Annotated in this window: 10 protein-coding genes, 1 tRNA gene and 2 pseudogenes; 3 read left to right on the top strand and 10 right to left on the bottom strand. The window is 69.7% G+C overall.

Annotated elements, in window-relative coordinates; all coding sequences use genetic code 11:
• Positions 1–281 (bottom strand): annotated as a pseudogene (locus R6U01_RS09500) (hypothetical protein); the annotation flags it as partial.
• Positions 282–695: 414 nt separating this feature from the next.
• Positions 696–769, bottom strand: a tRNA-Tyr gene (locus tag R6U01_RS09495).
• A gap of 152 nt (positions 770–921) precedes the next feature.
• Here R6U01_RS09495 and R6U01_RS09490 point away from each other — a divergent pair.
• Positions 922–1797 (top strand): hypothetical protein, encoded by an 876-nt coding sequence (locus R6U01_RS09490; RefSeq protein WP_410286211.1) that lies wholly within the window; start codon positions 922–924, stop codon positions 1795–1797.
• A gap of 115 nt (positions 1798–1912) precedes the next feature.
• Positions 1913–2503, top strand: coding sequence for an FAD-dependent oxidoreductase (locus R6U01_RS09485; RefSeq protein ID WP_410286210.1), 591 nt, complete (start codon positions 1913–1915; stop codon positions 2501–2503).
• Between the two features lie 80 nt (positions 2504–2583).
• On the opposite strand, the gene R6U01_RS09480 is transcribed toward R6U01_RS09485, so the two are convergent.
• The 3 genes and pseudogenes from R6U01_RS09480 to R6U01_RS09470 all read right to left on the bottom strand — a co-directional run.
• Complete coding sequence (locus R6U01_RS09480; protein WP_410286209.1) at positions 2584–3816, bottom strand: FAD-dependent oxidoreductase; 1233 nt, start codon at positions 3814–3816, stop codon at positions 2584–2586.
• A gap of 201 nt (positions 3817–4017) precedes the next feature.
• Positions 4018–4251, bottom strand: a complete 234-nt coding sequence (locus tag R6U01_RS09475; RefSeq protein WP_410286208.1) for a DUF2892 domain-containing protein — start codon at positions 4249–4251, stop codon at positions 4018–4020.
• 11 nt (positions 4252–4262) lie between these two features.
• A pseudogene (locus tag R6U01_RS09470) lies at positions 4263–5171 on the bottom strand (FAD-binding domain-containing protein); the annotation flags it as partial.
• A 100-nt stretch (positions 5172–5271) separates the two neighbouring features.
• Between R6U01_RS09470 and R6U01_RS09465 the strand changes: the two are divergent.
• Entirely contained in the window at positions 5272–7173 is a 1902-nt protein-coding gene (locus tag R6U01_RS09465; RefSeq protein ID WP_410286207.1) for a S9 family peptidase, read from the top strand.
• A gap of 113 nt (positions 7174–7286) precedes the next feature.
• Here R6U01_RS09465 and R6U01_RS09460 read toward each other — a convergent pair whose 3' ends face one another.
• From R6U01_RS09460 to R6U01_RS09440, 5 genes are all read right to left on the bottom strand, one after another.
• Positions 7287–8159: a sulfurtransferase gene (locus R6U01_RS09460; protein WP_410286206.1), complete on the bottom strand. Its 873-nt coding sequence runs from the start codon at positions 8157–8159 to the stop codon at positions 7287–7289.
• 187 nt (positions 8160–8346) lie between these two features.
• Positions 8347–8772 (bottom strand): universal stress protein, encoded by a 426-nt coding sequence (locus R6U01_RS09455; RefSeq protein WP_410286205.1) that lies wholly within the window; start codon positions 8770–8772, stop codon positions 8347–8349.
• A 78-nt stretch (positions 8773–8850) separates the two neighbouring features.
• On the bottom strand, positions 8851–9825 hold the full coding sequence (locus tag R6U01_RS09450; protein WP_410286204.1) for a Gfo/Idh/MocA family protein: 975 nt from the start codon (positions 9823–9825) through the stop codon (positions 8851–8853).
• Positions 9826–9886: 61 nt separating this feature from the next.
• Positions 9887–10429, bottom strand: a complete 543-nt coding sequence (locus R6U01_RS09445) for a GNAT family N-acetyltransferase (protein ID WP_410286203.1) — start codon at positions 10427–10429, stop codon at positions 9887–9889.
• On the bottom strand, positions 10426–11727 hold the full coding sequence (locus tag R6U01_RS09440; RefSeq protein ID WP_410286202.1) for a TIGR00300 family protein: 1302 nt from the start codon (positions 11725–11727) through the stop codon (positions 10426–10428). Before R6U01_RS09440 ends, R6U01_RS09445 begins: the two co-directional genes overlap by 4 nt.
• Positions 11728–11742 lie beyond the last annotated feature (15 nt).

Here is an 11742-nt window from a genome sequence, read left to right as displayed (position 1 = left end):
TCGACCTCGATGACGGCCTCCGAGAACTGGTAGAACGTCGGGAACAGCCCCGCCTGCAGCAGCGAGACGTCGATCGCGTCCGCCGAGGAGTAGGTGACGTCGCCGTTGGAGTCGATCGTCCGCGTGATCGCCGGGACGACCTCGATCTCCGTCTCCGCGAGCGTCTTGGCGACCTCGACCGAGTTCATGTCCAACTGATTCTGTGCGTCCGCGATCCCCTGCCCCATGCTGGCCACCATCTCGGGGAACGGTACGTCGAGTAGCTCTTGCCCTACGGACATTCTTAAGAGATAATCATAATAGATATTAAACTAGTATGTAATAAATTAGAACAGTTGTTGTCGGTTTTTGTGGGAATAACCGGTTCGCTTCCGACGAACGCCGGATGCTCGTTTTGGGCGCGTAGGAGGCTATGTAGCTCTCTAACGAGGCCTTACTCTAGTTCGATTACCCGAACAAGTTGAAAAACCGACAGTCGGTGTTACCTCACTTCGAGAGAGGGACGACCACCGTTCGCCGTCGCTCACGGTTGCTGCGGTGCAGTCCGCCCTCCCCGAATTGAACTCGTCGAGACAGTCCGGGCGTGCGGCTCGCTCCGCTCGCCGTTCCGGGCTGTGACTCGTCTGCTCACTTCGGGTCGCTCGTCCCTCTCGGTCAGCAACCGCTCGCCGTCGCTCACGGTTGCTGCGGTACAGTCCGCCCTCCCCGAATTGAACGGGGGACAAGTCGATCTACAGTCGACTGCTCTACCAGGCTGAGCTAAGGGCGGTCACTGAAACATAGCCGCTGGATCCAACTTAAGGGTTCCCTTTCAGCGGAGGTGTGATCCGCCGTACCGCGGGCCGCTCCGGGGATGCGCCCGTCTCGCTTCCCCCTCGCCCGCCGCGCGGTTTTTAAGTCGCTCGCGGCGGGAGCGGGCGTATGGCCGACGGCGACGACAGACAGGCGACGTTCGGGTCCGACGGGAGCCTCGAGACCGACACGACGCCGGACGCGACCGGCGAGAACGACTTCGGCGAGCCGAAGGAGCAGAACGAGACCGACGGCGGCTACAGCCGCTACGCCGTCTCCAGTCTCCTCCAGAAGGCGGTGCGCCGCTCCGACGAGGAGGTCGCGGCGTGGGCCGCCTGGGAGCTGGCCCGCTCCGGCTACGCGTGGAACCTCTGGGACCGCCTGAACCTCTACGTCGTCGAGGACCTCCGCGCCGGCAGCGACGTCGCGCTGACGATCGAGCGCTACGAGGAGCTCGCCACCGAGCGCTGGGAGCCGGCGGAGTGGAAGGGCCGCCTCTGTGCGATCCACGCCGCGCTGGCGGCCGCCCGCGCGCGGTCGACCCGCGAGGGCCCCAACGCCGACGAGTACTTCCGGACCGTCGCGGACCTCCGCGCCGAGGCCCGCGAGCGCGGCGAGGAGCCCGCCCACGACTTCCCCGTCGGCGACCTCGAACCGGGCGGCGAGTTCGACGCGATCTTCGACGGCCACACCGGCGAGGGGTCGAAGCTGGGGCGCGGCACGCGCTTCTTCAAGACCCGCGGCGCGCGCGTCGGCCCTGAGGGCGAGGGCGAGCACAGCGCCCGCTGGCAGCGCCTCGCGATGCTCTTAGACGACGAGCGCGACTACTCCGCCGCCGAGCTCGACCGCGCCGTCGAACCCGTCGACCCCGACGATCCGTGGCACGAGCCCGAGACGATCCGCGACGCGGACGACGACAGGGACCGAAACAATCGGGACGACCTCGACGGCAACCGGGACGACCCCGACGACTCGGACGGATCGCTCGCGGATTTCTCGGCGTAGCCGGTGACCGCGTTCGACGACCGCGCCCCGTCGCAAACCGTGACGAACACGTCGTTACCACACCTCCGTCACCGGTTCCACCAACGCTTATGATGCGCCGCATAAAATGACAACTATGACAAACGTAGCGATCGTCGGCGGCGGACCGGCCGGACTCAGCGCGGGACTGTTCGCGGGGAAAAACGGGCTCGACACGGTCTTGTTCGACACCGACAAGACATGGATGCACAAGGCGCACCTGTTCAACTACCCCGGCATCGGTTCGGTCGGCGGCAGCGAGTTCCTCGCCACGGCGCGCCAGCAGGCCGACGACTTCGGGGTCGACCGGAAGCAGGGCGAGGCGGTCACCGACGTCGCCGAGTCGGACGCGGGGTTCACGGTGACGACAGAGTCGGACGAGTACGAGGCGGACTACCTCGTGCTCGCGACCGGCGCGAGCCGCGACCTCGCCGAGTCGCTCGGCTGCGCGTTCGACGACGACGACACGGTCGACGTCGACGTCTCGATGGAGACGAGCGTCGACGACGCCTACGCGACGGGCGGGATGGTCCGCGCGGAGGAGTGGCAGGCGGTCATCTCGGCGGGCGACGGCGCCGCCGCGGCCCTCAATATCCTCTCGAAGGAGAAGGGCGAACACTACCACGACTTCGACGTCCCCGACACCGCGACCGCGGTGTTCGGCGGCATGATCGACGACGACGAGTAGGGCGCGTCGCTCCCGTCGCTCTCTCCGCCCGTTCCGTTTCCCACCCTTCCTCTGTTCCGCTTTGCTCCGGTTCCGCTTTTTCAGTCGTCGGCCGCGGCGTCGACGACGCCTGCGTCGGTCGGGTTCGCCCCGCCGTACCGCTCGACGAGCTCGTCGAGCCGACCCGGATCGTCGGCGCCGGGGAGCCGCTCGGTCGCGGTCTCGCAGGCGGCGTCGACGCCGAGCCGCTCGCAGACGCGGTCGCTCGTCACTTCGGCCATCTCCCGGTAGGTCGTCAGCTTCCCGCCGACGACGGTGTGGAGGTTCGAGACGCCCTCGTCGGCGTGGTCGATCACGGTGAACCCGCGCGAGATTCCCCGTCGGTTCGAGCCGGACTCGTCGGGCGCGTACAGCGGGCGGACGCCCCACCACGTCCGGACCGTCGGCGCGTCGGCGACGGCGGGGAGCATCGCCGCGCACTCCTCGACCGAACGCTCCACCTCCCAGTCGGCCCGCTCGTACTCGTCGGGGTCGTCGACCGGAACGCTCGTCGTGCCCAGCACGGCCTCCCCCTCGTGGGGGACGATGATGTCGCCGTCGTCGGGGTCGCGACACCGGTTCAACACCGGGTCGAGTCCGTCGTACTCGACGGAGATCATCACGCCGCGGCTCGGCGCCATTCCCACCTCGACGCCGGCCAGTTCGGCGATCCGGTCGGCCCACGCGCCCGTGGCGTTGACGACGTGGTCCGGTCGGAGCGCGGCGTCGACGGCGCCGCCGACGCGCACGGTCGAAACCGCGCCGTCGGCCGTGTCGACGGCTTCGACGGGAGCGTCGGTGTGGACGGTGGCGCCGTGGCGCTCGGCGTCGGCCGCGTTCGCGGCGACCAGTCTGGACGGGTAGATCACGCCGTCGGGCACGCGGAACGCCTCCGCGACTTCGTCAGAGAGTCCTGGAACGACCGCCTGCGCCTCGTCCGCGTCGAGCCGCTCGGTCTCGATGCCGATCTCCTCGCAGGCGGCGACCTTCTCCGCGAAGTAGTCCGGGTCGTCGCCCGAGAGGCGGACGAACAGCCCGCCCGTCTCGCTGACGCACGCCCCGGCGATCTCGCGGAGCGTCCGGTTCTCGCGGAGGCACTCCTCCGCGCCGGGCGCGTCGGCCTCGGCGTAGCGGGCGCCGCTGTGGAGCAGACCGTGCGAGCGCCCGGACGTCCCGCCCGCGAGGTTCCCGCGGTCGACCAGTGTCACGTCGACCCCGCGAAGCGCGAGGTCGCGGGCGACGCCGGCCCCCGTCGCGCCGCCGCCGATCACGAGGACGGCCGGGTCGTCACTCACGCGCGAACACCTCGATCGATCCCCCGGTACACGCGTCTCCGAAGCCGATCGGCCTGTCTCGATTGTCCATGTAATTCGTTACGACTAAGCACACTTGAGGCTGCCGTCGGCGGTGGTCGGGGAACCGGCGCGAGCGACCGCCTCAGCCGCGCTATCGCTCAATCGACGGACGGTGAACGAGCCGAAAGACGACGGCGGCTCTCACCGCGATCCGCTGGGCGACACCGGGCACGTGTCGACGCCGAGCAGCGAGTAGAGCGGACAGGTGCCGGTCGTGGCGGTCGCGAGCAGGATCAGCGCCACGACGCCGAGGACGGGCGCGGCAAGCGCCGGCAGCGAGACCGCCCCCGCGAGCGTCGCGAGCGACCCGATCCCGAGCACCGCACCGAGGACCGTTCTGACGCGCTTGTCCGTGAGGCCGACGTTCTGGTTCATACTTTACAATACTACACACAACCACAAATACGTTCGCACTCGAACCGGGTGATCAGCGGCTCTCGTCGAAGGCGGATAGATCGGTCTGACGACCGCTGCGGCCCCGTCGGCGTCTCGGTTCGGCGGCCCCGTCGGCGTCTCGGTTCGGCGGCCGCCCCGTCGGCGTCTCGGCTCGGTGCTTCCCTCCCGTGCTCTTCCGCGGTCGCCCGCGCGGCGTCGATGCCGCCCGAGAGCGAGGCGCGACGGGCGATCGCTTCGTCGGCCAACCGCGCGGCGGCCTCGGGATAGGCGGCGTAGTACCGCCGCTCGAACGCGTCGCGGGCCGCCTCGAACTCGACGACGGGGTAGGGATACTCCTCGCCGACCTCGATACCGCACTCCGCCTGGACCGCCAGCGGAGCGTGTTCCGGACGGTCGAGGTGTTCGGTCGGGAAGGGTACCAACTCTGGTACCCACCGCTTGATGAACGTCCCCTCGGTGTCCTGGTCGCGGACCTGCTTGCGCGGGTTGTAGAGGCGCAGCCCCGGGCGTCCGGCGAGTCCGCACTGCGACTGCCACTGTGTGTAGTTGATCGCGGCGTCGGCGTCGATCAGATGCGTATAAAAGTGGTCCGCGCCGATCCGCCACGGCTGTTGGAGGACGTGGAAGTAGACGCTCGCGCACAGCGCCCGCATCCGGAAGTTGAGCCAGCCGGTCTCCCGCAGGCAGCGCATGCTCGCGTCGACCATCGGGAAGCCCGTCTCGCCCGCTTTCCACGCCGCGACGAGGTCCGGGTCGTGTCTGTCGCGATCGAACCCAGCGTACACGGGATTCACGGCCACGTCGAGCCACCTCGGCCAGTCGACGAGCTTCTGTCGGTAGTGGCGGCTCCAGAACAGGCGGGAGACGAACATCGACGTCCCCCGGCCGTCCGGTGACTGGGAGACCCGGAAGGCCGGCGGCGGGACGGACCGCCGCTCGGGCGACGCGCGGTTCCGCGGCGGAAACGTTGAATAGGGAGCCCTCGCGGCATCGAAACGGATGTCAGACTCAGACGAGACCGACGTGCTCCGCGAACTCGCGTCCCTCCCGACCGTCACGAGCCCGCGCGTGTCCCCGGACGGCGAGACGATCGCTCTCTACTACGACGTCACCGGCCGAAACGAGCTTCACCTGTTCGACCCCGACACGGAGAGGTTGACCCAGCTGAGCGACGGCGAGGTGCCGAGGTCCGTCCGCGCCGGGTTCGAGTGGGACCCGAGCGGCGACCGCCTCTTTTACCACCGCGACGAGAGCGGCGACGAGCAACACGACGTGTGGGCCATGACCCTCGACGGCGAAAGCGAACCGATCGTCGAGATGGAGGGCCAGATCCGCCTCCAGGACGTGAGCGAGGACGGCGAGACGCTCCTCTTCGGGTCCAACCGCGACGGGCAGATGAACCTCTACCGCCACGACCTCCCGAGCGGCGAGACGACGAAACTCACCGACTACGAGCGCGCGACGGGCGCCGGCGAACTGTCGCCCGTCGGGGAGCGAATCGCGTACGCGACCAACGAGACGGAGGCCTACGAGAACAGCGACGTGTACGTCGCCGACGCGGACGGCTCGAACCCCCGGAACTTGGCGATCGGCGAGACCGGAGCCGAGGCGCGACCGATCGACTGGGCCCCCGACGGCGACCGGCTGCTCGTCAGCGACAACACGACCGACCTGAGCCGGAGCGGAATCGTCGACCTCTCGGCCGGCGTGGACGACGCCTCGGTGACGTGGTTCGGGGGCGACGAACACACCGAGTCGCCGAGCGGGTTCCTCCCGGGCGGCGACCGCCTCGTCGCGAACCGGGTCGAGGGGACCGCCGTCGTCCCGGTGATCTACGACGCCGAGGCCGGCGAGTCGCGCGCGCTCTCGTTCCCGGACGGGGTCGCCCGACCGATCGTCGACGACACGCTCGCCGACGGGCGGCTCCTGACGTACCTCACGACGTCGAGCCGCCGGCCGGAACTGGTCGCGTACGACCTCGACGCGGACGAGTTCGAGCGCGTCTTCGAGGCGGAGTACGGCCCGTTCGACCCCGGCGACTTCGTCGAGCCGGAAGTCGTCGCGTTCGACTCCGACGGCGTCCCGGAGACCCCCGCGCGGGCGGTCGACCGCGATTCCTACGGGGAGTTCGAGATCGAGGGACTGTTGTTCGACGCCGGCCGTCGTCCCTCCCCGCTCGTCGTGAACCCTCACGGGGGACCGCGCGCGCTCGACCTCCAGCGGTTCAGCTACCGGGTCCAGTTCCTGCTCTCGCGCGGCTACTCGGTGCTCCAGGTGAACTACCGCGGCTCGGCCGGTCGCGGGCGCGAGTTCGTCGAGGAGCTGTACGGCGACTGGGGCGGCGCCGAGCAGGGCGACGTGGCGACCGGCGCCGAGCACGTCCTCGACAGGTACGACTGGCTCGACGAGGACCGAGTCGCCGTGTACGGCGGCTCCTACGGCGGCTACTCCGCGAACTGGCAACTGGTCCAGTACCCCGACCTGTACGCCGCGGGGGTCACGTGGGTCGGCGTGAGCGACCTATTCGACATGTACGAGAACACCATGCCGCACTTCCGGACCGAGCTCATGGTGAAGAACCTCGGCGAGCCGGACGCGAACGAGGACGTCTACCGCGAGCGCAGCCCCGTGAACCACGTCGAGAACCTCGACGCGCCCCTCCTGATCGTCCACGGCGTCAACGACCCGCGGGTCCCCGTCTCGCAGGCCAGAATCCTTCGGGACGCGCTCGACGACGCCGGCTTCGAGGAGGGCGTCGACTACGAGTACGAGGAGCTCGGCGAGGAAGGCCACGGCTCCGGCGACATCGACCAGAAGATCCGGTCGCTGGAGCTACTCGACGACTTCCTCGACCGTCGGATCGGCGCGGAGCGCACTGCGGTCGCCTCGATAGACGACTAACGGGACGGCGGCCGGCACTGCGGAGACCCTGCCGTCGAGAGGGAGCGTGCGCCGTCGTCCTCGATGGGCGACGTATTTAAAAACCGTCAACAGTCAGCGACCGCGACCGCCGCTTATTCGCCCGTCTCGATCGGCGCGCCGACGAGGTTCCCCCACTCGGTCCACGAGCCGTCGTAGTTGCGGACGTCGTCGTAGCCGAGCAGCTCGTGCAGGAGGAACCACTCGATCGACGAGCGCTCGCCGACGCGGCAGTACGTGATCGTCGACTCGTCGCCGCCGACGCCGGCCTCGCTGTACAGCTCGCGGAGCTCGTCCGCGCTCTTGAACGTGCCGTCCTCGTTCAGGGTCGTCCCGATCGGGACGTTGCTCGCGCCGGGGATGTGGCCGCCGCGCTGGGCGGTCTCGTTGAGCCCCTCGGGCGCGATGACCTCGCCGGAGAACTCCTCGGGCGAGCGGACGTCGACCATCGGGATCCCCTCCTCGATCGCCTTGTCGATGTCGTCCTTGTACGCGCGGACGCTCTCGAAGGGACCGCGGGCCTCGTACTCGCGCGGCGTGAAGTCGGGCTCCTCGGTCGAGAGCGGGTAGTCGTTGTCGACCCAGTACCCCTTCCCGCCGTCGATCACGCGGACGTCGTCGTGACCGTAGTACTTGTAGATCCAGTAGCCGAACAGGGCGAACCAGTTGGGGACGCGGCCGCCGCCGTACACGACGACGGTCGTGTCGGCGTCGATGCCGGCGGCGCCGTTTCGCTCCGCGAAGTCCGCCTTCGAGACGATGTCGCGCTCCGTCTCGTCGGTGAAGACCTCGTCCCACTCGAAGTTCAGCGCGCCGGGGATGTGGCCCTCCTCGTAGGGCGTGTACTCCGACTCGTCGGTGACGGTCGGATTGTTGATCTCGACGAGCCGGTGATCCGAGTCGTCGTCCTGGAACGCGTCCAGGTTCGATTCCACCCAATCCGCCGTGACGAGTACGTCTTCGGACATCACCTCGTGTTACGCGGCCAACGGTTTTGAAGGCCCGGTACTGGTGGTCATTGCCGTCGTCTCTGACGCCGCGGACGCCGCCAGCGTTGCGGACGCCGCCACCGCTGCGGACTTCGCCAGCACAGCGGACGCCGACAGCGCGGCGGACGCCGCGACCGGTTCGCGTCGTCTACGCCCGGCGCGACCGCTATCGGATCACCGTGACGGGAACGTCCGCCTTGTCGACGACGCTCTTCGCGACGCTGCCGACCACCTGCTCGCGCTCCTCGCTCAGTCCGCGGTGCCCGACGTAGATGGCCTTGACGTCCGCCTCGGCCGCGTAGTCGGCGATCGCGTCGGCCGGCCGGCCGGTGAGCAGCTGGGTCTCCACGTCGATAGATTCGTCGCCGACCGCCTCCCCGGCGACCGTCTCGGCGTTGGCGAGGACGCTCTTGCCGGCCTCGACCGCGGCCTCCTCGCCCGGGAGGACGATCGTCCCGTCGACGAGCTCCGAGTCCGGCGTCAACACGTGGGCGATCTCGAGTGTCTCGTAGAACGCGACCGCCTGTCGCGCCGCGTATCTGACGGCCTCGTCGCTCTCCGTCGATCCGTCTGTGGCTACGAGATAGCTCATACCCGATAGTCGCGGCGGCTCGCTTATAACTCCTGTCCGGCGTTCTCACGTCCTGCGGTTCCGCTCTCGTCCCCGGCGTCAGTCGCCCAGGGAGAGGCGGTCGCCGTCGGAGGCGTGGATCGCGTCGAGCACCGTCTGGACCCGCGTCGCCTCGCCGAAGGAGACGAGGTCACCCCCGTCGCCGTCCATCGCGTCCGCGAACTCGGTCAGCAGCGCCGCGGTGGTGTCGCCGCGCTCGTCGACGAGCGTCGTTTCGGTCTCGCGGCCGATATCGCGAACGAGCCGGTGCCACTCCGTCAGCGAGAGCGACCCGTCGTCGCCGACGACCGCGATCGCGTTCTCCTCCTCGCCCTCGTGGTCGCAGAGCAGGTCGATCGTCCCCCGCACCCCACCGGCACGGAACGTCCCGACGACGTCGTTCTCGTACGCCTCCGGCCCGGCGTAGCCGACGTCGGCGCTCACCGAGTCGACGGGACCGAACAGCTCCTGCACGCCGAACAGGAAGTGGGTCCCGACCTCTCGCAGCGGTCCGCCCTGCTCGCGCGACTCCAGCCACGCGACGTCCTGCCACTCGCGCGGCCACTGGGGGAACCGGAAGCGGAGTTTGACCCGGCGCGGGTCGCCGATCGCGCCCGCCGCGACCAGCTCCCGAAGCCGGACGAATCCGGGCGTGTACCGGAACGGGAGGTTCACCGCGGTCGCGAGGTCGCGCTCCGCGGCGAGGGCGGTCATCCGCCGGCCCGCCTCGGCGTCCGCCGCGACGGGCTTCTCGCAGATCACGTGGCGGCCGGCGTCGAGCGCGTCGGCGACCACCGCCTCGTGGGCGAGCGGGGGGACGCCGACGTACACCGCGTCGAGCCCCGCACGCGCCGCGAGCGTCGCGTGATCGGTCGTCGTCGCCGTCGACGCCGTGCCGTATTCGGCCGCGAGCGACGCCGCGCGGTCAGCGTCGAGGTCGCAGGCGGCGGCGAGCTCGTACCGGTCGTGGGCGTCGACTGCGGCGGCGAGCCGGTTCCCGATCACGCCGCAGCCGACGACGCCGATGTCGTACATGGATCCGGGGAACCGGCAGAGAGGCTTGTACCTTCGGAGACGGCGGCGCGCCGGAGCCGGGTCAGTCGAGGTCGACCGGTCGCGCGACCATCTCGCCCCAGGACTCGAAGCCGTGGCGGTCGTAGAAGGCTCGCGCGCGCTCGTTGGCGGGGTCGACGTCGAGCACGATCCGATCGAGCGGGAGCGACTGGTCGCCGGCGAGGTCGACGGCGGCGGCCAGCAGGTCGTCCGCGACCCCCGCGCCGCGGTGCGCCGGGGCGACGTACAGCTCGTTGATCACGGCCGCGTCCCAGATCATCGACAGCCGCTCGGGCAGCACGAAGACGTAGCCGACCACCCCACCGCCGTCGGCTCGGGGGCCGTCGCCCTCCCCGTCGCCGCCCTCCGCGACCGCGACCGTCACGCACCGCTCGTCGTCGGCGACGCACCGGTCGACCCACGCGAGCCACCGCTCGCGGTAGTCCTGGGTGAGCTTCCCCTCGTACGCGGCCGCCTTGTCGTCGCCGCCGGTGTTCGCGCCGAGCCCGCGCTCGAAGGCGAGCTTGCAGTCGTAGAGGCCGTCGGCGTCGCGGTCGCGGTCGTACGGACGGAGCGCGACCGTCATCGGTCGCCCTCCGAGCCCGGGGAGGTCGCGTCGCCGCTCGGGGCGTCGGGACCGTCGGTTTCGTCCTGTAACACGAACTCCGCGAGCGTCGGGACGAAGGTCCCGATGTCGGTGACCATCCCGACCGCCTGCGCCGAGCCGCGGTCGAGCAGCTGGGTGACGGTCGCCGGGTTGATGTCGACGCAGACGGTCTTCGTCGTCGACGGGAGGCAGTTCCCGACGGCGACCGAGTGCAGCAGCGTCGCGAGCATGACCACGACGTCCGCCTCGTGCGCCTGCTCGCGGATCGCGTTCTGGGCCTCCACGGCGTCGGTGATCGTGTCGGGCAGCGGTCCGTCGTCGCGGATCGACCCGGCGAGCACGACGTCGACGCCGCGTTCCACGCACTGGTACATCACGCCCTCCGTCACGATCCCCTCGTCGACGGCGGCCTCGATCCCGCCCGCTCGGATGATCTCCGAGATGGTCCAGACGTGGTGTTTATGCCCTTTCCGCGGGTGTTCGAGCGTCTCGACGTTCATCCCGAGCGACGTGCCGTACAGCGAGCGCTCCAGGTCGTGCGTCGCGAAGCCGTTCCCGGCCGAGAGCGCGTCGACGAACCCCGCGGCGACGAGGTCGGCGAGCGCGTCGCCCGCCCCCGAGTGGATCACCGCCGGTCCGGCGACGACCATCACGGACCCGCCCGAGCGCTTCACCTCGCGGAGCTCCGCGGCGACCTCGCGGATCGTGGACTCCGAGGGTCGCTCGGCGGAGACGCCGCCCTGCATGAACCCGAACGCGCCGCCGCCGCTCCGCGGGCGCTCCGGGGGTCGCACGCGGATGCCCGACTGGTCCGTCGCGATGAGGTCGCCCTCCTCGACCGCGTTGAGCACCTTCGCGTAGGCACGGGGGGTCCCGCGTCGACCGCCTTCGGGCTTGACGACGAGCGCGCAGTCCATCTCGATCCGGTCGACGGAGACCCACTCGCCGTCGTACAGCACCTCCGTGGGGTGATTCGTGGTGGAGTAGAAGTCCCGCGGCACGACCCTGTCCGCCGGCGCCGAGACGAGGGTCACCTCGCTCGCGTCCTCCAGCACCGCGCCGTTCTGGTGGAGTTCGTGGACGATCGCCTGCAGGGTCTCGGGGTCGTCGGCCGACACCGTCAGTCTGCAGTACGACTCTTCGTCTTCGTGTTTTCCCACGTCGAACTGCTCGACGTCGAAGGACCCGCCGAGGTCCATCACCGCGCCGAAACAGCGCTGCATCGTGCCGCTGTCGATGATGTGTCCCTCGAGTTCGACGGTGCGCGCGTGGCTCATACGCCACCGTTTCGT

This window comes from Halorubrum sp., from assembly GCF_046498025.1.
Classification (GTDB): domain Archaea; phylum Halobacteriota; class Halobacteria; order Halobacteriales; family Haloferacaceae; genus Halorubrum.
The sequence above is the reverse complement of the archived record's forward strand: the minus strand, read 5'-3'. Positions and strand labels throughout refer to the sequence as shown.